The 23,319-nt window shown below is 31.3% G+C and carries 23 protein-coding genes; 17 read left to right on the plus strand and 6 right to left on the minus strand.

The genetic code is table 11. The annotated features are described in order from the left end of the window. The first annotated feature begins 2 nt into the window (after nucleotides 1-2). The 5 genes from ACM591_RS08135 to ACM591_RS08155 all read left to right on the plus strand — a co-directional run bounded on the left by ACM591_RS08135 (nucleotide 3) and on the right by ACM591_RS08155 (nucleotide 5,394). Entirely contained in the window at nucleotides 3-1,286 is a 1,284-nt protein-coding gene (locus ACM591_RS08135) for a dihydrolipoamide acetyltransferase family protein (RefSeq protein ID WP_029377219.1), read from the plus strand. A 963-nt stretch (nucleotides 1,287-2,249) separates the two neighbouring features. Continuing rightward, complete coding sequence (locus ACM591_RS08140; protein ID WP_256092461.1) at nucleotides 2,250-2,513, plus strand: hypothetical protein; 264 nt, start codon at nucleotides 2,250-2,252, stop codon at nucleotides 2,511-2,513. Nucleotides 2,514-2,549: 36 nt separating this feature from the next. Further along, nucleotides 2,550-3,737: a hypothetical protein gene (locus ACM591_RS08145; RefSeq protein ID WP_326026737.1), complete on the plus strand. Its 1,188-nt coding sequence runs from the start codon at nucleotides 2,550-2,552 to the stop codon at nucleotides 3,735-3,737. 214 nt (nucleotides 3,738-3,951) lie between these two features. Beyond that, nucleotides 3,952-4,389 (plus strand): bacilliredoxin BrxB, encoded by a 438-nt coding sequence (gene brxB / locus ACM591_RS08150; RefSeq protein ID WP_029377220.1) that lies wholly within the window; start codon nucleotides 3,952-3,954, stop codon nucleotides 4,387-4,389. A 12-nt stretch (nucleotides 4,390-4,401) separates the two neighbouring features. Continuing rightward, nucleotides 4,402-5,394, plus strand: coding sequence for an aromatic acid exporter family protein (locus ACM591_RS08155; RefSeq protein ID WP_029377221.1), 993 nt, complete (start codon nucleotides 4,402-4,404; stop codon nucleotides 5,392-5,394). 121 nt (nucleotides 5,395-5,515) lie between these two features. Here ACM591_RS08155 and prli42 read toward each other — a convergent pair whose 3' ends face one another. After that, nucleotides 5,516-5,614, minus strand: coding sequence for a stressosome-associated protein Prli42 (prli42, locus tag ACM591_RS08160; protein WP_017724546.1), 99 nt, complete (start codon nucleotides 5,612-5,614; stop codon nucleotides 5,516-5,518). Between the two features lie 207 nt (nucleotides 5,615-5,821). On the opposite strand from prli42, the gene ACM591_RS08165 reads away from it, so the two are divergent. From ACM591_RS08165 to ACM591_RS08180, 4 genes are all read left to right on the plus strand, one after another. After that, entirely contained in the window at nucleotides 5,822-6,958 is a 1,137-nt protein-coding gene (locus ACM591_RS08165; protein WP_029377222.1) for a M20/M25/M40 family metallo-hydrolase, read from the plus strand. Nucleotides 6,959-7,026: 68 nt separating this feature from the next. Beyond that, nucleotides 7,027-8,436, plus strand: a complete 1,410-nt coding sequence (gene gndA / locus ACM591_RS08170; RefSeq protein WP_029377223.1) for an NADP-dependent phosphogluconate dehydrogenase — start codon at nucleotides 7,027-7,029, stop codon at nucleotides 8,434-8,436. Between the two features lie 222 nt (nucleotides 8,437-8,658). Continuing rightward, a complete protein-coding gene (locus ACM591_RS08175) occupies nucleotides 8,659-9,672 on the plus strand; it encodes a LacI family DNA-binding transcriptional regulator (RefSeq protein WP_029377224.1) in 1,014 nt (337 codons plus the stop codon). A 1-nt stretch (nucleotide 9,673) separates the two neighbouring features. Then, the gene (locus ACM591_RS08180; RefSeq protein ID WP_029377225.1) at nucleotides 9,674-11,323 is read left to right on the plus strand and encodes a glycoside hydrolase family 13 protein; all 1,650 of its coding nucleotides are present in this window, start codon (nucleotides 9,674-9,676) and stop codon (nucleotides 11,321-11,323) included. A gap of 262 nt (nucleotides 11,324-11,585) precedes the next feature. Here the strand turns inward: ACM591_RS08180 and ACM591_RS08185 are convergent, their stop codons facing one another. Beyond that, entirely contained in the window at nucleotides 11,586-12,458 is an 873-nt protein-coding gene (locus ACM591_RS08185; protein ID WP_418354365.1) for an effector binding domain-containing protein, read from the minus strand. 414 nt (nucleotides 12,459-12,872) lie between these two features. After that, entirely contained in the window at nucleotides 12,873-14,357 is a 1,485-nt protein-coding gene (zwf, locus tag ACM591_RS08190; RefSeq protein ID WP_038678532.1) for a glucose-6-phosphate dehydrogenase, read from the minus strand. 150 nt (nucleotides 14,358-14,507) lie between these two features. Here zwf and rnz point away from each other — a divergent pair, with 150 nt between their 5' ends. After that, nucleotides 14,508-15,428: a ribonuclease Z gene (gene rnz, locus ACM591_RS08195; RefSeq protein WP_029377228.1), complete on the plus strand. Its 921-nt coding sequence runs from the start codon at nucleotides 14,508-14,510 to the stop codon at nucleotides 15,426-15,428. Between the two features lie 99 nt (nucleotides 15,429-15,527). Here rnz and proC read toward each other — a convergent pair whose 3' ends face one another. Then, complete coding sequence (proC, locus tag ACM591_RS08200) at nucleotides 15,528-16,343, minus strand: pyrroline-5-carboxylate reductase (RefSeq protein ID WP_058625674.1); 816 nt, start codon at nucleotides 16,341-16,343, stop codon at nucleotides 15,528-15,530. A gap of 136 nt (nucleotides 16,344-16,479) precedes the next feature. Between proC and ACM591_RS08205 the strand changes: the two genes are divergently transcribed. After that, on the plus strand, nucleotides 16,480-17,229 hold the full coding sequence (locus ACM591_RS08205) for an SDR family NAD(P)-dependent oxidoreductase (protein WP_029377230.1): 750 nt from the start codon (nucleotides 16,480-16,482) through the stop codon (nucleotides 17,227-17,229). Nucleotides 17,230-17,448: 219 nt separating this feature from the next. On the opposite strand, the gene ACM591_RS08210 is transcribed toward ACM591_RS08205, so the two are convergent. Beyond that, complete coding sequence (locus ACM591_RS08210) at nucleotides 17,449-18,363, minus strand: aldo/keto reductase (protein WP_418354366.1); 915 nt, start codon at nucleotides 18,361-18,363, stop codon at nucleotides 17,449-17,451. A 159-nt stretch (nucleotides 18,364-18,522) separates the two neighbouring features. Here ACM591_RS08210 and ACM591_RS08215 point away from each other — a divergent pair, with 159 nt between their 5' ends. The 3 genes from ACM591_RS08215 (at nucleotide 18,523) to xerD (ending at nucleotide 20,545) form a co-directional block, all read left to right on the plus strand. Next, nucleotides 18,523-19,065: an NUDIX hydrolase gene (locus tag ACM591_RS08215; protein ID WP_029377232.1), complete on the plus strand. Its 543-nt coding sequence runs from the start codon at nucleotides 18,523-18,525 to the stop codon at nucleotides 19,063-19,065. 103 nt (nucleotides 19,066-19,168) lie between these two features. Further along, the gene (locus ACM591_RS08220) at nucleotides 19,169-19,615 is read left to right on the plus strand and encodes a Fur family transcriptional regulator (protein ID WP_029377233.1); all 447 of its coding nucleotides are present in this window, start codon (nucleotides 19,169-19,171) and stop codon (nucleotides 19,613-19,615) included. A gap of 42 nt (nucleotides 19,616-19,657) precedes the next feature. After that, nucleotides 19,658-20,545, plus strand: coding sequence for a site-specific tyrosine recombinase XerD (xerD, locus tag ACM591_RS08225; RefSeq protein ID WP_029377234.1), 888 nt, complete (start codon nucleotides 19,658-19,660; stop codon nucleotides 20,543-20,545). A gap of 75 nt (nucleotides 20,546-20,620) precedes the next feature. Here xerD and ACM591_RS08230 read toward each other — a convergent pair whose 3' ends face one another. After that, nucleotides 20,621-21,127, minus strand: a complete 507-nt coding sequence (locus tag ACM591_RS08230; protein WP_326025778.1) for a DUF309 domain-containing protein — start codon at nucleotides 21,125-21,127, stop codon at nucleotides 20,621-20,623. A gap of 92 nt (nucleotides 21,128-21,219) precedes the next feature. On the opposite strand from ACM591_RS08230, the gene ACM591_RS08235 reads away from it, so the two are divergent. Genes ACM591_RS08235 through ACM591_RS08245 form a run of 3 tightly spaced genes read left to right on the plus strand, consistent with a single transcriptional unit; the run spans nucleotide 21,220 to nucleotide 23,216 of the window. Then, nucleotides 21,220-21,954 (plus strand): segregation and condensation protein A, encoded by a 735-nt coding sequence (locus ACM591_RS08235; protein ID WP_326025777.1) that lies wholly within the window; start codon nucleotides 21,220-21,222, stop codon nucleotides 21,952-21,954. Further along, complete coding sequence (gene scpB, locus ACM591_RS08240; RefSeq protein WP_029377237.1) at nucleotides 21,944-22,486, plus strand: SMC-Scp complex subunit ScpB; 543 nt, start codon at nucleotides 21,944-21,946, stop codon at nucleotides 22,484-22,486. Before ACM591_RS08235 ends, scpB begins: the two co-directional genes overlap by 11 nt. After that, nucleotides 22,479-23,216 (plus strand): pseudouridine synthase, encoded by a 738-nt coding sequence (locus ACM591_RS08245; RefSeq protein WP_029377238.1) that lies wholly within the window; start codon nucleotides 22,479-22,481, stop codon nucleotides 23,214-23,216. The genes scpB and ACM591_RS08245 overlap by 8 nt, the downstream gene beginning before the upstream one ends. The last annotated feature ends 103 nt before the right edge of the window (nucleotides 23,217-23,319 follow it).

Raw genomic sequence — 23,319 nt, forward strand, 5'->3', positions numbered from 1 at the left:
ACATGGAAATAAAAATGCCTAAACTCGGTGAAAGTGTTCATGAAGGAACTATAGAACAGTGGCTTGTCTCAGTGGGAGATAAAGTTGAAGAATATGAACCATTATGTGAAGTAATTACAGATAAAGTCACTGCAGAAGTACCTTCTTCTTATGCAGGTACAATTACAGAGATAAAAGTTGAAGAAGGCGATACTGTAGCTGTAGATGAAATTATTTGTCTATTAGATACTGGTGACGAACAAAATGAAACTGAACAAGAACAATCAACTAATAACCAAGCTGAAGATGTTAAAGAAGAGCTGCAAAACAAGCAGACGACAGGTAATGATAACATCCAAAATGATTCAGTTTCAGCTAATGCAGATGGACCTAAAAATAATGGACGGTATTCACCAGTCGTCTTCAAATTAGCATCTGAAAATCAAATCGACTTAAACCAAGTTGTAGGAACAGGATTTGAAGGTCGTGTAACTAAAAAAGATATAGAGAAAGTTATTAAAGAAGGAACAAGCAAAACATCTTCTACTATTGTAGCGCCAAAAGATTCTCCTAAGGTATCACAACAATCAGCGTATAATGAACCATCACCAGGTTCATCAATACCAGTTAATGGCGTACGTAAACAAATAGCTCAAAATATGGTGAATAGCGTTAACGAAATCCCACATGCATGGATGATGGTAGAAGCAGATGCTACTAACTTAGTTAAAACACGTAATTATCATAAGAATGGTTTTAAAGAAAGTGAAGGCTATAACCTTACGTTCTTTGCATTTTTCGTTAAAGCAGTTGCTGAAGGATTAAAAGCTTATCCATTGTTAAATAGTAGTTGGCAAGATTCTGAGATAGTTATGCATAAAGATGTTAATATCTCTATAGCTGTAGCAGACGAAGATAAATTATATGTGCCTGTGATTAAAAACGCTGATGAAAAGTCAATTAAAGGGATTGCTAGAGAAATTAACGAATTAGCTCAAAAAGCACGTAACAAGAAATTACGCTCAGAAGATATGCAAGGTGGCACATTTACTGTAAATAATACAGGTACGTTCGGTTCAGTATCTTCTATGGGGATTATTAATCATCCTCAAGCTGCAATACTACAGATTGAATCTGTGATTAAAAAACCAGTGGTTATTGATGATATGATTGCGATACGCAACATGGTTAACTTATGTATTTCTATCGATCACCGTATTTTAGATGGTTTGCAGGCGGGTAGATTTATGAACTTCGTGAAAACACGTATTGAACAATACTCAATTGAACATACAAGCATCTACTAATTAACATACAATTTAATAAAGTTGATAATATTTTAGGCTGAGACACAAAATATATGTCTCAGCCTAAAATATTATATTATTAATGGATATCTGTTATTACGTTATTTAATAAATTTTTATATGAGAGGGATTACATCAATTATGCTTAAAAGCATATATATAAGATTTATACAATTGCTGGTACTAATTTTGTTTATCACACTAATATTTGCTCAAAAGCCAGTCTTTTTCGTAGTTATTTACGCTATATCTACTGTACTTCTAATTTTTTCTACAATACTGACAAAACAATTTATGAAAACCAAAATTATATTAATATTAATATATATTTTAATCTTGGTATTACAACAAGTCTATATAAATGGTTTTGTATTCAATGAGAAAGGTATTTGGATAGCATTTATAATTGAAAAAATAGTTGCTATTATAATAATTTTTGTACCGTTTTTTGTAAGGTATCTACATTATTTATATACTTTAGAAAATCAATTCTCTTCCCAAGAACAATCTTCGGTAAATTTTGCTATGATCAAATTATTTAACAATAAACATAATAGCCTAAAGTAAAATCTTAATCAGGGTAAAGTCGCACTATCTAAAGAAAACCTTAACGAAATACTTGAGGACATACCTAGGCACAGTTACGTTAGATATTTAAATAAAAACACATTAAATGACAATTATTTTGAAGAATGTATAAAAAGTTTGTCTGATCCTTATATATATTGTAATTTCTAGTACAGGTAGTTCGGCTAGCGAAGTGATATCGCTCTTTACTCACAAAATATATAATCATGTTTCTTTAAGTTTTGATAAAGATTTAAAAACTACAATTAGTTATAATGGTGGTGAAAAACTTACTCAACCTGGTTTGAATAGCGAGCAAATCATTTCATTTAACAAAAAGAGTGATGCAAGTATCATGGTTTACAAATTAGCTACTACTATAAAACAAAAGAAAAAATGATTGATACAATTAAAGAAATAAATCAACAAGGTAGTGCTTATAATTTAGTTGGGTTAATAACTAAAATTTCAATCAGACCAAACATCATGTTTTGTTCCCAATTTGTCTATCATATTTTAGAAATATCAAACTCAAATTATTTTAATATGGACCAAACAAAAGTTAAACCTACAGATTTTGTAGAAAAAGATTATTATAGAAAACTTGAATACTGTTATGAAATAAAATTTAATGAATTAGATGATACTATAACATCTTAAATTGGCTATATTTCAATTTAAATAGGAGGTGAAGGTTTGTTTTCTTATATACATCAAAATTTTAATTTAGATAATACAGTTGCTATACACATGGCATCTAAAAATAAAAATTGGAGTAATATGTTTCGATTATCTGCAACTTTGAATGAACCAGTTGATGTAGATATCTTACAATCTTCAGTGAATGAAATAAGTAAGAGGTTTCCTACAATTATTTCATGTATAAAAAAAGGATTCTTTTCATATTATCAACAATCATTAAAGACTCCATTGTTAATTGAGAAAGAAACAGAATTACTTAAACCAATGTCTAACAAAACTTTAGCTAATCAAGCTATAAGAATATTATATAATAAACACCTTATACACATAGAATTTTTTCATGCTATTACAGATGGTAAGGGCGGTATTGTATTTCTTAAAGCCTTAATTTATGAATATTTAAAGCAAAAGGAAAATTTAAAAATTAATGACAGTACTATTTTAAAAGCTGAAGCACTACCAGAAAAAGAAGAATTAGTTGATGCATATACTGGCATTACTACGAATTTTAAATATAAAGCAAAACATAATACTAAAAAAACTTTTCAAATTTCAGATCAACAAGATAACACTTTAAAAATACAACACTTCACAATAGATATAAATAATATAAAACCAATTGCTCGAAAAATGAATATAAGCTTAACGGTTCTTATTACTTCATTAATAATAATGTCAATTCAAGAGATTCAAAATAAAAAACATAAAGCTATTAGAGTTTTCTTACCTATAGATTTAAGAAATATTTTTAGTAGTAAAACTTTAAGAAATTTTGTGTTATACAGTAAACCAGAAATTAATCCTAAAAAGCATAATTACAATTTGACCGATATTATAAGCACGGTCAATACACAATTGCAACATGATTTAGATACAAATATATTGGCATCCAAGATAGTAAGGAATATAAATATACAAAATAAAAAATTCATTAAGTTTATGCCACTATTTATAAAAAACATAATAATGAAACTAGCGTTTCTATATTCAGAAAAAACAACTTGCTTAACTATTACAAATATGGGAATGATAAATTTACCAAAAGAGATGTCACATTTTATCAATTCAATGTCATGTATTTTAAATACGAGATCACGAACACCGTATAATTGCAGCGTTTTGACTTATAATAATAAGCTACAAATCAGTTTTATTAGAAATATAAATAACGCAAAAAATTGAAAATGAGTTTTCGAATCTTTTAAAAAAAATTAAATATAAATTTTGACCAAGAAGAAATAACTTATAATTAATTAACTTTCATTTTTGCGATATTATCTATGTCTGAAAGGCAAATATTCTTGAAAGTTTATTGAATCATGTGTACACATGTTGAACAATTGAATATATATTAGTAGAATGAAGATATCAATTTGAAATGAAAGGTGAATTTATTATGGACTTAAACTTTGATTTATATATGACAGATGTCGTTAATCAAGCACGTAATGAAATTGAAGATGCAGGTTACGAACAATTAACATCTGCGGAAGAAGTAGATAATGTTTTAAAACAAGAGGGTACAACATTAGTAATGGTCAATTCTGTTTGTGGCTGTGCAGGTGGTATTGCGAGACCAGCAGCAGCGCATGCATTACACTATGATAAATTACCAAATCGTCTTGTTACTGTTTTTGCTGGTCAAGATAAAGAAGCTACACAGCAAGCTAGAGACTATTTTGAAGGCTTTGCTCCATCAAGTCCATCGTTCGCCTTAGTCAAAGATGGTAAAGTCACAGAAATGATTGAAAGGCACCAAATCGAAGGCCATGATGTGATGGATGTGATTAATCAATTACAAAACTTATTCGACACTTATTGTGACGAAAAATAGAGGTCTTATTAAATGATGAGTTTAAATCCATATCGAATCGGATTTAGAACAATTAAGACTGCAGTTGGAATGGCGCTAGGAATCATAATTGCTAAATTAATGGGTTTAGATAATTTTGCTTCCAGTGCCATTTTAGTTGTTTTATGTATCAAACATACTAAAGTACATTCACTACAAGCAATTGTTTCTCGTTTTGTATCATGTCTTATGGTTCTAATTCTAGGTTCTGTTGCATTTAGTATGTTAGGGCAAAGTGCGATTGTTTTAGGTCTAATTGTTCTGTTTTTTATACCGTTAACAGTGGTATTTAAAGTACAAGAGGGTGTTGTAACCAGTTGCGTCATCTTATTACACGTATTCAATGCGTCAGTCATTGATTTGCAATTGTTTTACAATGAGATTCTGCTTTTAATCGTTGGTTTGGGAATTGCATTCTTAATGAACGTTATTATGCCTAGTTTGGATAGTAATTTAAAACATTACAAACAAGAAATCGAACAACAATTCACTTATATTTTTGAGCAATTTAGTAATACATGTAAAAAGCCAAACAATAATGTAAATATAGCTTTTGACGAATTGAAATATACGATTCGGAAGGCAAAATCTATCGCTTTTAGAGATGTTAAAAATCATTTTGTTAGAAATGAAAACTCTTATTATCATTATTTTGATATGCGAGAGGAACAATTAGAGCTTTTACGCCGTATGTCTACAATTATTGAAAATATTGAATCCAAAGATTGTTTATTGTCCAAAATATCTAATTTATTTGCAGAAGTAGCTACTAATGTAAATAGCAATGATTACACAGTATTACGTCTACATTCCTTATATGAAATAAGGTTAGAATTAAATAAATTAGAATTACCAACCACTCATGAAGGATTTAGAACGCGTGCAAATCTATTACAATTATTAAATGAATTAGAAGCATATTTAGTTGTTAAATCACAATTTGGTTCACTACGTCTTCACAGTGATCAAAAGCCTGCAGCATCATAAAAAGCTCACATATAGTATGAGAGCGGTTTGAGTTTATATACTCAGTCGTTTACTCATGCTATATGTGAGCTTTGTTTATTTTAGGAGATGGATATACAACATTCATATACTTAATTAATGATTAATTCACTAGTGGAACGACACTTGTTAATATCAATGCAAGTACAACAGCTACTAACATTACTACGATAATAACTCTCAATACTTTATTATTGTTCAACTTATATTCCTCCAAATCATTGAAAATAGGATTAATCTGTACATTTTCATGCATAAAAATCAACCAACTATATTCAAATTTAAATTTGTTTTATATTGTTATTATAGCATATGATCAGTCTGAACACAGAGTCATATTAGTTTTACTACTACATATATTTCGTTAAACTGAACTAGTAGATATAAATATAAGAATGGGGAATTATAAATGATAAATAAACAACGACTTATAGATACTTTTTTAGAATTAGTGCAAATTAATTCTGAAAGTGGTAAGGAACAAGCCATACAACAATTCCTTAAATCTAAATTTGAAACTTTAGGTGTTACTGTAGAAGAAGATAACGCAAGTATTAATAAATGTTTGGGTGCTAATAATTTAGTGTGTACATTAAAAGCAACTGAAAATATGGATAATGTTGATAAAGTGTATTTTACAAGTCACATGGACACTGTAACTCCAGGTGTCGACATTAAACCGCAAATTAAAGATGATGGATACATATATTCCGATGGCACAACTATTTTAGGTGCTGACGACAAAGCTGGATTGGCAGCTATTTTAGAACTTGTACAAACAATTAAGGACCAAGAATTGTCACATGGTCAAATACAATTTGTTATAACAGCGGGGGAAGAAATAGGATTAGAAGGAGCAAAGGCTTTAGATTATACATTATTAGATGCTGATTATGGTTATGCAATCGATGCAAGTGTTGATGTTGGTAAAACAGTTACCCACGCTCCTACACAAATGAAAGTCAATGCAACAATATATGGAAAAACAGCACATGCAAGCACTCCTAATAAAGGAATAAGTGCAATTAATATTGCAGCGAAAGCTGTTAGTGAAATGAAGTTAGGACAAATAGATGAGTTTACGACTGCAAATATCGGTCGTTTTGAAGGAGGTTCTGCTACAAATATCATTGCAGATAAAGTTACGCTTAAAGCTGAAGCACGTTCACATTCAGAGTCAAGTATACAAGCTCAAGTTGAACATATGAAGTCTGTTTTTGAAGAAACAGCTCAAAGATATGACTGTACGGCCGATGTTGAAATAATTAAAAGTTATCCAGGATTTGAAGTTGCAAATGATGCGCTAGTTACCAAAGTAGCTAAGTCAAGTGCTGTCGCTTTAGGATTAGCTCCTGAGGCAGTGATTGCTAGCGGTGGATCGGATGGCAACATCATTAATCAAATAGGTATACCAACTGTAATATTAGGTGTAGGGTATGAAAATATTCATACTACTGATGAACGTATGCCTATTAGTTCATTAAACCTGTTAACAGAACAATTAATTAAGATCGTTGAAATAATTAGTCAGAAATCTTTAAACTGATTAAGTGAATATTCTTACGTCTTTATGATACAATATACTAGAAAACTTTAATAAGAGAGGTTAGTAATATGACACAACAAATTGGTGTAGTAGGTTTAGCCGTAATGGGTAAAAATCTTGCTTGGAATATTGAATCACGTGGATATAGCGTTTCTGTTTTTAATCGCTCATCTGCAAAAACGGATGAAATGGTTACAGAATCTGAAGGTAAAAACATACATCCAACATACTCTATAGAGGATTTTGTTAATTCTTTAGAAAAACCCCGCAAAATTTTATTAATGGTTAAAGCTGGACCAGCAACAGATGCAACAATCGATAGCTTATTACCATTATTAGATAACGATGATATCTTAATTGATGGTGGTAATACGAACTATCAAGATACTATTAGACGTAACAAAGCACTTGCTGAGAGCGGTGTTAACTTTATCGGAATGGGTGTATCCGGTGGTGAAGTTGGTGCGTTAACAGGTCCTTCATTAATGCCAGGCGGTCAAAAAGACGCATTCGATAAAGTAAGTCATATTTTAGAATCAATCTCAGCTAAAGCTGATGATGGTGCTTCTTGTGTCGCTTATATCGGTCCAAATGGTGCAGGTCACTATGTAAAAATGGTGCACAACGGTATTGAATACGCAGATATGCAATTAATTGCAGAAAGTTATGCAATGATGAAAGATTTATTAGGCATGTCTCACGAAGAAATTTCAAATACTTTTAAAGACTGGAATGCTGGTGAATTATCAAGTTATTTAATTGAAATTACTGGTGATATCTTTACTAAATTAGATGAAGGTAAAGACGAAGCTCTAGTTGAACAAATTTTAGATACTGCTGGCCAAAAAGGCACAGGTAAATGGACATCAATCAACGCTTTAGAATTAGGAATTCCATTAACAATTATTACAGAGTCAGTATTTGCTCGTTTTATTTCTTCAATAAAAGAAGAACGTGTTAATGCTTCTAAACAATTAAATGGTCCACGTTCTAAATTTGAAGGAAATAAAGATGAGTTCCTTGAAAAAATTCGTAAAGCACTATATATGAGTAAAATTTGTTCATATGCACAAGGTTTCGCTCAAATGAGAAAAGCTAGTGAAGATAACGAATGGAATTTAAAACTAGGTGAATTAGCTATGATTTGGCGTGAAGGTTGTATTATTCGTGCACAATTCTTACAAAAAATTAAAGAAGCATATGATAATGATAATGAATTACAGAACTTATTATTAGATCCATACTTCAAAGATATTGTAACGAATTATCAAGATGCATTACGTGATGTAGTTGCAACTGGTGTTCAAAATGGTGTACCAACACCTGGTTTCTCTGCAAGTATTAACTATTATGATAGTTATCGCTCAGAAAACTTACCAGCTAACTTAATCCAAGCTCAACGTGATTATTTCGGCGCACATACTTATGAGCGTAAAGATCGCGATGGAGTATTCCATACACAATGGATTGAAGATTAAGATTAACTGTTGATTTAATTTTATAAAAAATAAACTACCCGTAACCAAAGACATGTGTCTTTAGTTGCGGGTAGTTTTTGTATCTTATAACTTTTTCTAAATTTTTAAAAATGATTTTGTGCAAACGCTTGCACAAATTCTTTGACATGCTGAATAGCTTTAATTATTATAAGAGTTAGTTACATAATGTTTCGTTTGGAAACTAAACAAAGGAAGGCATTTATGGTCACAATTAAAGACATTGCCCAAGCAGCTAATGTTTCAACTTCAACTGTTTCAAGAGTTATCAGTGGCAACCCAAGAATTAGTATACAAACACGAGAAAAAGTAAAGGCAGCTATGAAATCTTTCAATTATCAACCAAACCGAGCAGCGAGAACGTTAGCAACAAAACAATCAAATACAATTGGTATTATACAAAAGTCTGCTTCTATTGAAGATAGTCAAAATCCATTTGTTTTAGATGTACTTTCTGGTATTTTTAGCAAATGTAAAAATCATGGGTATGCCACAATTTCAACTACAAAATGTCAGAGGATTGAGATAGAACTAGAAGTCCAAGAAATGATTCATTATCATTCTGTTGATGGCTTTATAGTACTTTATTCTAAAAAGAATGATCCTATAGTTGATATATTAAAATCACACGCCATGCCATATGTGATTATTGGTAAGCCTTTAACAGATGATGGCATCATTCATATAGATAATGACAATGTAAGTGCATCGCAATCATTAACACGGTATTTAATTGATAAAGGACATAATAAATTTTTATTTGTAGCAGAAACAGGTAACTATGAAGTTTTAAAAGATAGGATAGCAGGCCATTTAAATGCTATAGAACAGACCGATTCAGTAACCGATATTGTGTATTTTGCTAAAAATCGCCACTATATTAGATCATTTTTTCAAGATCTTATTGAACATTGTACATTACCGACTGTCGTCATTACTTCCGACACACTACTGAATCACCTAATATTAAGTATTTTTTATGAATTAAAGTTGCATATACCTACAGATATTCAAACGGCAACATTTAATGATTCTTATTTAAATGCATTTGCATCTCCACCACAAACAACTGTGGATATTTATCCGAAACTACTCGGAGAAACAGCAGCTGAATCAGCTATAAATATTATACAAGGTCACAATATCTTAGATTTTTATAAATTAATACCAACAACAATTATTGAACGTGAATCAACCACAACAATTCAGGAGGTATAGTATGAACAAACAATGGTGGAAAGAAGCAGTAGCATATCAAATTTATCCAAGAAGTTTTAATGATTCTAATAATGATGGTATCGGTGATTTACCTGGAGTTATTGAAAAGTTAGATTACTTAAATGAATTAGGTATTGATGTGATATGGTTAAGCCCTATGTATAAATCTCCTAATGATGATAACGGCTATGACATTAGTGATTATACTGATATTATGGATGAATTTGGAACAATGGACGATTTTAATTTATTGTTAGAAAGTGTTCATCAACGTGGCATGAAATTAATTCTTGATCTAGTTGTTAATCATACTTCTGATGAGCATCCATGGTTTATAGAATCTAAATCCAGCAAAGATAACCCTAAACGTGATTGGTATATATGGCAAGAACCTAAAACCGATGGCTCAGAACCTAATAATTGGGAAAGTATATTTAATGGTTCTACATGGGAATATGATGACACTACAGGTGAATATTACTTCCACTTATTTAGCAAAAAGCAGCCAGACTTAAATTGGGACAATAAAGAAGTTCGTCATGCTATTTTCGAAATGATGAATTGGTGGTTTGAAAAAGGAATCGATGGTTTTAGAGTAGATGCAATCACTCATATTAAGAAATCGTTTGAAGCAGGAGATTTACCTGTTCCAGAAGGAAAAACTTATGCCCCTGCATTTGATGTAGATATGAATCAACCTGGAATTCAAAGTTGGTTACAAGAAATGAAAGAAAAATCATTAAATCAGTACGATATTATGACAGTCGGTGAAGCAAATGGTGTAAACCCAGAAAATGCAGTGGAATGGGTAGGGGAAAATGAAGGAAAGTTTAATATGATATTCCAATTTGAGCATTTAGGTTTATGGAATACTGGTGATTCTAAATTTGACGTTAAAGCTTATAAAGACGTTCTTAATAGATGGCAGAAACAATTAGAGAATGTAGGATGGAACGCACTGTTTATAGAGAACCATGACCAACCTCGTCGCGTCTCAACATGGGGAGACGACCAAAATTATTGGTATGAATCAGCTACAAGCCATGCTATTGTCTATTTCTTACAACAAGGTACACCTTTTATTTATCAAGGACAAGAAATCGGAATGACAAACTATCCTTTTGAAAGTGTTGAAACATTTAATGATGTTGCAGTAGTTAACGAATATAATATTGTTAAATCACAAAATGGAGATGTTTCAGCATTATTGGAAAAACATAAAATGGAGAACAGAGATAATTCAAGGACACCAATGCAATGGAACAATCAAACAAATAGTGGCTTTTCAGAACATAGTCCTTGGTTCCCAGTAAATCCAAATTATAAAGCGATTAATGTTGCTGAACAGCAGCAAGATCCAAATTCAATATTAAACTTTTATAAATCATTAATTACCTTAAAAAAATCAGATGATATATACACATACGGTACATTTGATTTAGTAGATAAGAATAATGAGCAAGTATTTGCTTATACGAGAACACTAAACAACAAAAAAGTACTAATTGTAGCTAACTTAACAAATCAGACTGCTACGTTCAAATATGATAATTCAATAAATCAGGATAATATTTTACTTCATAATTATAAAAATGAAGGAATAGATATTAATGCTCTCAAGCCTTTTGAAGCGTTTGTTTTATCGACGTAATAATTAATGTTTAAGAAAAATCATAGACTAGCTATTGAAAGTTTTCATATAAAAAAGCATAGGTAAACGATATCTAAATTTCTATTAAGATATCGTCAGCCTATACTCACAATGATATTTTATTATATTAAATATAGCTTTTATATGTGTTTTTAATCTTACTGCCAGCAAAGCATCTTTTTTGTTGGCAGTATTTAATTTCGTACTTTAAAATTTGTGTTTTTCAAATAAACATACTTTCAAATGTTAGTAATGACACTACTTAAAAATCGTCAGTTAAATATTGTTCCTGGTCAACAGGAATCCATAATTGAACTTTAGTGAATGGGTCGTCAAATGAAATATCGAAAGGGTAAATTTCTACATAAAGACTATTGTGTTCGTACGGTAAAGTCATTTGTAGGCTAGTTTCAATATAATACCAAGCTTCATTTACTACGTAATCGAGTTCTCCTTGCAAATTAAATTTTGCATATTGTCTTTCTGGCAAAAATCGGCTTTCTAAATGAGCAGGGTATCTTTCACTTGGAACACCAACAAATATTTCCATACCTTCATCTAGGGGACAATTAACGACAAACAATTCATGCGGACCAATATCATTATAGCGTTGAAGCTCAGTTATTTTGTCTTCATTAAGTAAATCATCTAAAAAGTCAGGAACCTTAAATGGATTTTCTAAATGATTTGAATCAACAAATCGAGCATATCCCACTAATGAAATACCTTCTGTATCTTCTAAACGGTAAGTATTCGGCGGCTTTTCTGTTGTTGTAAGTTTGATATAAAGCCTAGCTTGCATCTTTAATTCATCACGCTTTGTATTTACTTGTATAGGTGAGACACCATGAAAATCGCTAAAGTCATTTGCAAATTCATTTGTATTAGCATAATTGTACTTTTTTGCAACATCTACTAACCGACTTGAACCACTGATAATTTCTTTTGCTGCCAAAGTCATTCTACGAGCTCTAGCATATTCAGTGGGGGATTGACCAACTATCATTTTAAACGATTGATCAAGATGATAAGGTGAAAGACCAACGTAATCACTGAGTGATTGCAAATGAAAAGGCTCTAGCAAATGATCCTCAATATAAACAATTGCCTGTTGTATTTGCTTGATAACGTCCAAAACTTTCACTCCTAATTTTCATTTAACTACTTTTCACTTTTAACCTATTTAATACTATATCCATATGCTTGGCATATTTACTAATTAAGTATATTCTACATCATTTCTGTTTCACTTACATCTAAAAAATAATTAATAGGGTAAAATGTAAATAACAGATTTAATCTACTGTTTACTTCAATAAATTAAATAATAACACAAAAAAGATATAAGAAAAAAGATATAAGAAAAAGAGAGCGCGACCGAAATCAAATATTTACAATTGATTTCACGCCATGCTCTCTTGACTTAAATTTGTTAATAATCAAAAATTATAGTAGTTCATAAATATCGCTATATAAATGCTTTATAACGTCATAGTTACGATGTTATAAAGCAACATTATATTAAAACCTCATAATTTTTACTTAGCGGTTAATGGATATCGTCCCACCAATGGAAACCATCTCTACTTAATAGCAAATCACTTTCCAATGGACCATTTGAACCTGATTCGTAGTTAGGGAATTCTGGCTCGTTTTGATTCCATTCTTCTTGTATAGCATCTACAAATTTCCAAGTAGATTTTAATTCTTCCCAATGCGTAAAGTTTGTGGCATCTCCATTTAAACAATCAAAGAGTAAGTTTTCATATGCATCCACTGTATTCATCTTATCTTGTGCACTCATAGCATATGATAATTGGACAGGTTCAGTCTCAATACCTTGGACATTTTTCTTCGCATTTAAATGTAATGATACACCTTCATTAGGCTGGATATTAATAACGAGTAAATTAGAATCTAATTTTTTATCTGTTTCATAATATAAATTCATAGGAACTTCTTTAAATTCAACGACTACTTGAATCGTTTTGCTCTTCATTCGTTTACCCGTTCTAATATAAAATGGGACACCAGCCCATCTGAAATTATCGATAGTTAATTTACCAGATACAAATGTAGGAGTCGTAGAGTCTTCAGCTACTCTATCTTCATCTCTATATTTAGGAACTTTTTTACCATCAATTGTACCTTCATCGTATTGTCCACGAACAAAGTTATGGCGTACTTCTTCTGCTTCTAGTTTACGTAATGACTTTAATGCCTTAACTTTTTCTGCTCTGATGTCTTCACTGTTTAAGCTGATTGGCGCTTCCATCGCAAGTAGAGCAACCATTTGTAACATATGGTTTTGTACCATATCTTTTAGGGCACCGCTAGATTCGTAATAGCCACCTCTATCTTCGACGCCAAGCACTTCTGAAGACGTAACTTGAATATTAGAAATATATTTATTGTTCCATAGAGGTTCAAACATCGCGTTGGCAAAACGTAAAACCTCAATATTTTGTACCATATCTTTACCTAAGTAATGATCGATACGATAAATTTCTTCTTCTTTAAATGAACGACGCAATTGTTCATTTAACTTTTCAGCTGATGCTAAATCTGTACCAAATGGTTTTTCAATAACAAGACGCTTGAAGCCTGTTGTATCTGTTAATCCAGATGATTTCAAATAGTCTGAAATTACACCAAAGAATTTAGGTGCCATCGCTAAATAAAATAGTCTGTTTCCATTTAACTGGAATTCACTATCAAGCTTATTACTTATTTCTAGTAATGATTGATAACTTGATTCATCACTAACATCATGCTTATGATAAAAAACGTGTTCCATAAATTTATCTAAATGTTTTGTATCTTTAACATGTTCTTGTATTGATGATTTCACTTGATTACGGAAATCATCATTTGTTAAGTCTCTTCTACCAATACCAATTATAGCAACTTGCTCATTTAAATTTTCTTGTTGGTATAAATGGAACAATGACGGGAATAATTTTCTATGACTCAAATCCCCAGTTGCCCCAAAAATTGTTATTAAGCATGGAATGTCTTTATTTTTAGTATTCAAGATCAAAACCTCAATTCTTTTTATAAATCTGTATTTATTATAGAACAATAATAAGACATGTTCCTACCATTTTGCTTAAAAGAATTTATTTTTAATATATTTTTTATTCTTTTCTGTGATAAAATGTGAACAAGAAGAGGAGGCACATGCATGGAAATCACATTTTTTGGTACGAGTGCTGGTCTACCAACAAAAGAACGTAACACGCAAGCTATCGCTTTAAATTTAGAACCATATTCTAATAGTATCTGGTTATTTGATGTAGGTGAAGCTACCCAACACCAGATTTTGCACCATTCCATAAAACTAGGTAAAGTTGATCATATTTTTATCACGCATATGCATGGCGATCACATTTTTGGATTGCCTGGTTTACTAACAAGCAGATCTTTTCAAGGTGGCGAAGGAAAAGGTTTAACTGTCGTTGGGCCAAAGGGGATAAAAGCATTTATAGAAACAACTTTACAGTTATCTGAATCGAAATTAAATTATCCAATTACTTACATAGAAATAGAAGATCATTTATCATATCAAAATAATGGTTTTAATGTAGAAGCGCATATGTTAAAACATGGTATACCGTCGTTTGGTTATCGCATAGAGGCACCTTATACATCTGGTAAAATTGATGTAGCTGCCCTTAAAAGAATAGGTCTTGAACCTGGGCCTAAATACCAAGAAGTTAAAAATAATGAAACTTTTGAATATAATGGTCAAATCTATACTTCGAAAGACTTTAAAGGAGAAGCAACTAAGGGGCCTGTTATTGCAATTTTTGGTGATACTATGCCATGTAACAATGAAGCAATTATTGCAGATAAGGCCAATGTTATGGTCCACGAAAGTACATATATTGAAGGTGATAAATCATTAGCAAACAATTATCATCACAGTCATATCGAAGACGTGTTTAACTTAATAGAAACAGCGCAAGTGGAGTATAGTTTAATCACGCATTTAAGTAATCGATATACTTTGAGTGAAATAGAAGATATTAGCTTATCACTTAAATCAAAACCTTCCACACCGCCATTCACTTTCGTTAAAGATTTTGATTCTTGGACATTTTAATTACTTGTTTAAAATAAAAAATGTGGTTGAGACATAATGAATGTCCTAACCACATTTTTTATAAATTTATTAACAAACGTCAATTAAGCTAAAATTGATTTATTCATCATCTTGATTTGATAATTCAACGCTTCGATTGACTGCCGCTCTTAAACAATCTTCAAACACACTTTCTAAGTCATGTTGACTTAATGCATTTAAGCCAGCCTGTGTTGTACCACCTTTAGAAGTGATGTTCTTTCTCAACTGTTCCATACTTAATTCTGAACGTTCAATCATTTTACTTGTTCCAATAATTAAATTACGTATAGATTCTTCGACTTGAGCTTTTTCAAGACCTAGCCTAGTTCCAGCAGTTACATACTGTTCAAAAACATGATATAAAAATGCTGGTCCGCTCCCAGTAATAGCAGTCACTTGATGTAAATTATCTTCAGAGACTTCTATCGCTGAACCGAATGCATTGATTAAACTATCAACTTCTTCTTTTGATTTTGCCCCAAAGTTACTAGAAAAACTAATGCCTGTTACAGAATGACCGACGTGTGCATTCGTATTTGGCATAATACGAGCAATTGGACTGTTAAAATCCAATTTTTCACGAATATAACTAATTGGTAAACCGGCCATTATTGATATAAATTTATTATTTTCAACAATATATGGTTTGATTCTTTCTGCTAAATTATCAAAATCATATGGTTTCGTTCCCAAGAATACATAATCTGCATCTTTTAATAAAGCTTCATCATCATAGCTGTAATTGACGCCTAAGTCATCAGCATATTCTTTTAAAGCAACTTCATTTGAACGATTTGTTAAATATATATCGTTAGAATCAATAACATTTGAATTAACGATACCTGTAAAAATTGCATGTGCCATATTTCCAGCACCATAAAATACTAGTTTCATGTGAACATTTCACTTCCTCTAAGTTTTTATGTATCCATACTAACATAGTTTTAACATATGGCTAATATTAATAGATGACATATATAAATCTTTTCGTTTATACTGGAATTAAATTAACAAAGGCAGGGGTGTCTATATGATTGGGAAACATTATGTGTTGACTGGAGGCACAAGTGGATTAGGTCAATCTTTATTAGAAATATTATTAAGCAAACAGGTACACGTAACTGTACTTGCACGTAATCCACAAAAAATTAAAAAAAAGTATGACAGTTCATTATTAACAGTCATAAAATGTGATTTACAATCTCACAAACAAATTTTAAATCTCAAGAACGAATTTAACAAGAAACTAATTGATGGTATTATCTATAGTTCAGGATTAGGTTATTTCAAATCTATAGAACAACATTCAACAGAAGAAATGCTTGAAACTTATAACTTAAATGTAGTTAATTTCAATACATTGTTAACTACGTTACAACCGTTTTTCAGTCAATTTCCTACAATCGTTGGTATTGGTAGCCAATCTGCATTTTTAACACAAGCATACGCAGCACATTACGGAGCCAGTAAAGCTGCATTTAATCAAGTGTTAAACGCCTTACGTATTGAAAAAACTAATTATCATGTATTAACAGTTAATACAGGGCCAATTGCCACGCCATTTCACGAAAAAGCAGATCCATCATTATCCTTTGCCCAAAAATATAAAAGTATTATGCTTGATCCTGATGAATTAGCTCATAAGATCATAAAAGGGATGCTCAGTAAAAAACAAGAAATCAACGAACCTAAATGGATGCATTTATTTTTAAGAATATATCAAATAGCGCCACGATTCGTCGAAAAACATTTCACATTCCTGTTTAAAAACAAAATATAAAGTCCCACTACTTAAAGAGCCACTTCTTGTAAGAATTAGTGGCTCTTACGCCTGAGTAAGTACTCAGGTGTTCCACTTTTTAAGAGTTAGTGGGACTTATGTATTATGCATGAGCGTTAGCTCAGATAATCATTGAAAACCACTTTCTTAGATAATCAACCTATAAAAAAGATCACTAATTTAATAAATTAGTGACCTTAGTACACGAGCTTTAGCTCATTATTTCAAATGTTGCGTATACTCTAAATTTTCAACTCTTTCACGGGCAGCCTTTAATTGTTCTAAACTGATATCTTTTGAATGCTCATAATTCTTCACATTCTCATCTAATTGATCAACACTACTTGCGCCAACTATAATTGAGCCTAAGGCATCATGCGAAGTAAGATAATTAAATGTCAAACCTGTTAAATTACTTTCTATCTCTTTAATAGAAGCAATCGTTTCTCCTAATTCTTGATAACTATAATCAAAAATACCTTCAGCAAACTTGTCATCTAAAGCTTTATTACTATTAGAAGTTAATAACCCTTTAAATACGGGTCCGCGTGCAAGTACTTTAACCCTTTGAGCATGAATATCATCCAATAACGCTTCTGGTCTATTATCAATTAAGTTAAATTGTGACATTAACGTTTCAATATCACTATGTTTCAAATAATAATCAATTACATTTGGACGTATGGATGAAATTCCATACGCACGAACTAAACCTTCTTGTTTTAACTCATCAAATGCACTAATCGTTTCATCTAATGGGTCATCAATAGTACCGCCGTGCAATTGATATAAATCTAAATGATCTAATCCTAAACGCTTTAGTGAGTCTTTCACAGCTTTTTTAATATAAGTTTTTGATGGGTCCCAGAATGTAGAACCATCTTCTGCTAAATGATTACCAACTTTTGTACCTATAACGATATCATCTCTATCTTGGTATTTTTTTAATGCTTTACCCACGATATCCTCATTAATACCTTTGTCATAAATATCTGCTGTATCAAAATAAGTGATGCCATGTTCTATCGCACGTTCAATAATAGGTTCTGCTTTATTATAATCAGTACCTAAACTCATACAACCCAAACCTAATTCCGAAACCTCGATACCACTTCTCAATACATTTTTTTGCATGTCGTTTCTCCTTTCGATACACTTAATTCATAGGGCGTAAAAATAATATACGCAATATTACTTAACTGGATATTTATATTAACTGTAATAGTTACTCCCTACATACTACCGTATATATCTTAACAATAACTTAAACCAAATAAAAGGAACGTGATTAAAATGAACCTATATGAAAAGACAATACATAAAACATCCATTTATCAAGGATCTATTATTGACTTAGAAGTACACGATGTTGAATTACCCGATGGTAAAACGTCTAAACGTGAACTTGTTTATCACAATGGCGCGGTAGCAGTCTGTGCATTAACTCCTGAGAATAAAGTATTACTCGTTAAACAATTTCGTAAACCAGCTGAAAAACCATTATTAGAAATCCCAGCAGGCAAACTAGAAATAGATGAAGTGCGTACAGAAGCGGCTAAACGTGAGCTAGAAGAAGAAACTGGCTATATTGCTGATGAGTTAGAATTAATAACTGAGATGTATGGGTCTCCTGGTTTTTCAAATGAAAAAATATCAATTTATTTAGCTAAAGACTTAAAAACAGGTCAAATGAATTTAGATGATGATGAATTTATTGAATTAGAACAGTATTCTTTATTAGAAGTCGAAGACATGCTGAAAAATAAAGAACTTGAGGATGCTAAAACCATTATTGCGATACAACATTTACTACTTAATTATAATGATTATAAATAAGAAACGAGTTTACTTGCGTATTTTATCAATTACTGGTATTTTATATATAAATCATTATACAAATTAAAATGATTATAATTATTAGTAGGGGAGTGAGGCTTCCGTGGAAGAACGTCTAAATCGCGTGAAGCAACAATTACAACAATCTTCATATAAATTAACGCCACAACGTGAAGCGACGTTACGTGTATTAATTGAAAATGAGAAAGATCATTTAAGTGCTGAAGATGTATATTTAAAAGTAAAAGACAAAGCACCTGAAATAGGTCTAGCTACTGTGTATCGTACACTTGAGTTATTATCAGAACTTAAAGTAGTTGATAAAATTAATTTTGGAGATGGTGTTGCTCGATTTGATTTGCGTAAAGAAGGAGCTAAACATTTCCACCATCATCTTGTATGTATGGAATGTGGTAAAGTTGAAGAAATTGAAGAAGATTTATTGCCTCAAGTAGAAGAACGTGTTGAACAAGATTTTGATTTTAGAATCTTAGACCACCGTTTAACCTTTCATGGTGTATGTTCAAATTGCCAAGCTAAGGGTAAATAATCATGTACGAACAAAAACCTTTTATGAATAGAGGTGTTAGGCTTGGATGACATAATTGAAGAATACTTGAAATTTATACAATTAGAAAAAGGTTTGAGCACTAATACAATTGGTGCATATCGTAGAGATTTAAAAAAATACAAGGATTTTATAGAACTTCAAAAAATTAGCCACATTGACTTTGTAGATAGACAAGCTGTGCAACTATGTCTTGGTCACTTACATGATGATGGGGCATCTGCAAAATCATTAGCACGTTTTATTTCAACGGTTAGAAGTTTTCATCAATTTGCTTTAAGAGAAAAATACGCAGCAAAAGATCCAACTGTACTAATTGAAACACCTAGGTATGATCGTAAATTACCTGATGTATTAGAAATCAATGAAGTCTTGGCATTATTAGAAACACCAGACCTATCAAAAAATAATGGTTACAGAGACCGTACAATGTTAGAACTTCTATATGCTACAGGTATGCGTGTTTCTGAATTAATTCATATTGAGCTTGAAGATATCAATTTAATTATGGGCTTTGTTAAAGTTTTCGGTAAAGGAAACAAGGAGCGAATAATTCCATTGGGAGATGCTGTTATCGATTATTTAACTAAATACATAGATACAGTGAGGCCACAATTATTAAAAAAAACCGTAACTGACGTATTATTTTTAAATATGCACGGTAAACCTTTGTCTAGACAGGCGATATGGAAAATGATCAAATTAAATGGTGTCAAAGCAAATATTAACAAATCTTTAACACCACATACCTTAAGGCATTCATTCGCAACACATTTACTAGAAAATGGCGCAGACTTGCGAGCAGTTCAAGAGATGTTAGGACATTCCGACATTTCTACAACTCAACTATACACGCACGTATCAAAATCACAAATTCGTAAAATGTATAATGAATTCCATCCACGTGCATAAACACAGACCAGTTTATTCGTAGAATAACTAGCCTGTGTTTTTATATGTCTAATATTCAAAATAGTCATTGCATTATTACATTTTGGCATTTCTTCTTTCGTGAAGTGCTTGTAAACGCGCAGCAGTCACTTCGGAACGATCTCTTTCTAAATGATGATTTACTATATAACTGTCCTTAATAGTATAATCGGTCATTGTATAGTTAGGATAAGCCTTTAATATAACTTGGTGCATAGTTGGTGTTAACGGTAACTGAATCGGTACAAATTCATTGTTATTTTTAGCTGCTTCTATCAATTCTAAAAGTAATGTTTTATAAGATTCTAATTCAATGCCTAATTCTGTATCATTAGTATAAGCTTGGATTACATTTAATGCTTTACTAAATGATTTCATAGCACCTTTATGATTAGCTCGACGAAAATGATAACACCCTGTTGCTAACAGGATTAAACTTACAACAGCATCATCTTTGCGAAAGGGTTCGTTGTCTTTCCATGCTTCTTCTAATATATCATGACATAAAAAGTAGTGCTGTTTAGTGTGAAAGTGAAAATAAAAATCTTTTAATGCTTTTTTCATATTAAAACCGCTCCAAATTTAAATGTTTACTATAAACATGCTATAATATTTTAGTGAATTACGCACTTAACTTGCGATACGAGGTAGATAAAATGTATGAAGTAAAGTTAGATGCCTTTAATGGTCCATTAGACTTATTATTGCATCTTATTCAAAAAATTGAAATTGATATTTATGATATTCCAATGAAGGAATTAACTGAGCAATATATGCAATATATTCATGCGATGAATCAGTTAGAAATAAATATTGCAAGTGAATATTTAGTAATGGCTTCTGAATTACTTGTGATTAAAAGTAAGTTGCTATTACCACAAACAGATGAAGAAGAAACTTTAGATGACGACCCACGTGATGACTTAGTCGGTCGTTTAATAGAATATCAAAATTATAAAGCTTACACGGAAATACTAAATGAAAAGAAATCAGAGCGCGCTTACTATTTTTCAAAGCACCCAACCGATTTATCACATTTAGAATCAACAGAAACATGGGATTCAGAAAATGCAATTGATTTAACAGAATTAATCATTGCCTATCAGAAAGTGAAGAATAGGGTAGAATTTAATACACCTAAAACTGTTGATATACGCAAAGAAACATTTACTATTCAACAGGCAACGACTCAAGTTTCTGAACGTTTAAAGCAACATGATTCATTTAATTTCTTTAGTTTATTTAATTTTACTGAACCTGTAGAAATGGTTGTAACACATTTTCTAGCAATACTTGAAATGTCCAAATCTGGTATTGTTAACATTGAACAACCCAAAAGTTTTGAGGATATCAATATTTTAAGAGGGGTAAATTATGGCATTGAACGTTAAAGGGATTTTAGAATCACTACTATATACAGCTGGTGATGAAGGATTAGACAAAAAACAAATACTTGAAATACTAGAAATAGATGAGACTACATTAACAGAACTTGTAAATACATATCAATCCGATGGACTAATGATACAACAGTTTGGACAGACTTATGTATTAACAACTAAAAAAGAAGCTTCAGAATATATTGAAAAATTAATTGAACAAAAATCAAAAATGAAGTTATCACAAGCAGCGATGGAATCTTTATCTATCATTGCCTATAATCAACCTTTATCTCGAAGTGATATAGAAATGATTAGAGGTATTAATTCTGATGGTGCTGTAAAAACTTTAATCGCTAGAGGACTCGTAGAAGCAAAAGAACAAGCTGATTCAAGAAGCCAACAACTCTATACTACCGAATTGTTTCTAAATGTATTTGGTATTGAGCATTTGGACGATTTACCTACGACAGATGAAGAAGATGAAGAAATAGAAGCTTTCTTCAGTAATTTAGTGAATCAAAAAGGAGAAAATAATGAATAAAGAGACAGAAAGATTACAAAAACGTATAGCTAATAGCGGTTATACATCCCGCCGTAAAGCAGAAACGCTTATTACAGAAGGTAAGGTTAAAGTCAATGGTTCAGTTGTTACTGAATTAGGAACTAAAGTGAAAAATTCAGATAGTATAGAGGTTGAAGGTATTAAACTAGAACAAGAAGATAAGTTATACATTTTATTTTATAAACCAGCACAAGTGATAACAAGTGTATCTGACGATAGAGGCAGAAAAGTCGTAACTGACTATTTCAAAGAAATTAAAACTAGAATCTATCCTGTTGGACGTTTAGACTATGATACTTCCGGATTACTTTTATTAACAAATGATGGAGAATTTACAAATCTAATGACCCATCCTAGCTATAAAATAAAGAAAAAGTATGTTGTTAAATTAAAAGGATACCTGATGAGAGAGGAAGTTAAAGCATTGGAACAAGGTATTAAATTAGAAGATGGTGTCACACAACCTGCAATTGTTAAAGTGAAAAATCAAGATAAAGATAAAAATAATACGCTTGTTGAAATTACCATTACTGAGGGACGTAACCGTCAAGTTCGTCGAATGTTTGAACATTTTGGCCATCAAGTAACTAAACTCCAACGTATTGAATTCGGCCCACTAAATTTAAAAGGCTTGAATGCAGGTGAAGGCAGAGTTTTAACGCCACATGAAGTTAAAACAATTCGTCACCTTGCAGAGCACGGTAAATAGATATTAATTTCGCCACTTCTATGCTTATGAGAATTTTTTCACAAACTTTAATGCATAGTCACTTTTAAAGACGAACCTATGATATAATATTGTTAAATTTGAA

Origin of the sequence: Staphylococcus sp. Ze2 (assembly GCF_048568365.1) — a bacterium.
GTDB classification, from domain to species: domain Bacteria; phylum Bacillota; class Bacilli; order Staphylococcales; family Staphylococcaceae; genus Staphylococcus; species Staphylococcus xylosus.

Excerpts from the sequence above, each read along its gene's own strand:
- ACM591_RS08135 (WP_029377219.1), top strand. The coding sequence starts at position 3 with ATGGAAATAAAAATGCCTAAACTCGGTGAAAGTGTTCATGAAGGAACT.
- ACM591_RS08140 (WP_256092461.1), top strand. The coding sequence starts at position 2,250 with ATGATTGATACAATTAAAGAAATAAATCAACAAGGTAGTGCTTATAAT.
- brxB (WP_029377220.1), top strand. The coding sequence starts at position 3,952 with ATGGACTTAAACTTTGATTTATATATGACAGATGTCGTTAATCAAGCA.
- ACM591_RS08155 (WP_029377221.1), top strand. The coding sequence starts at position 4,402 with ATGATGAGTTTAAATCCATATCGAATCGGATTTAGAACAATTAAGACT.
- ACM591_RS08165 (WP_029377222.1), top strand. The coding sequence starts at position 5,822 with ATGATAAATAAACAACGACTTATAGATACTTTTTTAGAATTAGTGCAA.
- gndA (WP_029377223.1), top strand. The coding sequence starts at position 7,027 with ATGACACAACAAATTGGTGTAGTAGGTTTAGCCGTAATGGGTAAAAAT.
- ACM591_RS08175 (WP_029377224.1), top strand. The coding sequence starts at position 8,659 with ATGGTCACAATTAAAGACATTGCCCAAGCAGCTAATGTTTCAACTTCA.
- ACM591_RS08180 (WP_029377225.1), top strand. The coding sequence starts at position 9,674 with ATGAACAAACAATGGTGGAAAGAAGCAGTAGCATATCAAATTTATCCA.
- rnz (WP_029377228.1), top strand. The coding sequence starts at position 14,508 with ATGGAAATCACATTTTTTGGTACGAGTGCTGGTCTACCAACAAAAGAA.
- proC (WP_058625674.1), bottom strand. The coding sequence starts at position 16,343 with ATGAAACTAGTATTTTATGGTGCTGGAAATATGGCACATGCAATTTTT.
- ACM591_RS08205 (WP_029377230.1), top strand. The coding sequence starts at position 16,480 with ATGATTGGGAAACATTATGTGTTGACTGGAGGCACAAGTGGATTAGGT.
- ACM591_RS08210 (WP_418354366.1), bottom strand. The coding sequence starts at position 18,363 with ATGCAAAAAAATGTATTGAGAAGTGGTATCGAGGTTTCGGAATTAGGT.
- ACM591_RS08215 (WP_029377232.1), top strand. The coding sequence starts at position 18,523 with ATGAACCTATATGAAAAGACAATACATAAAACATCCATTTATCAAGGA.
- ACM591_RS08230 (WP_326025778.1), bottom strand. The coding sequence starts at position 21,127 with ATGAAAAAAGCATTAAAAGATTTTTATTTTCACTTTCACACTAAACAG.
- ACM591_RS08235 (WP_326025777.1), top strand. The coding sequence starts at position 21,220 with ATGTATGAAGTAAAGTTAGATGCCTTTAATGGTCCATTAGACTTATTA.
- ACM591_RS08245 (WP_029377238.1), top strand. The coding sequence starts at position 22,479 with ATGAATAAAGAGACAGAAAGATTACAAAAACGTATAGCTAATAGCGGT.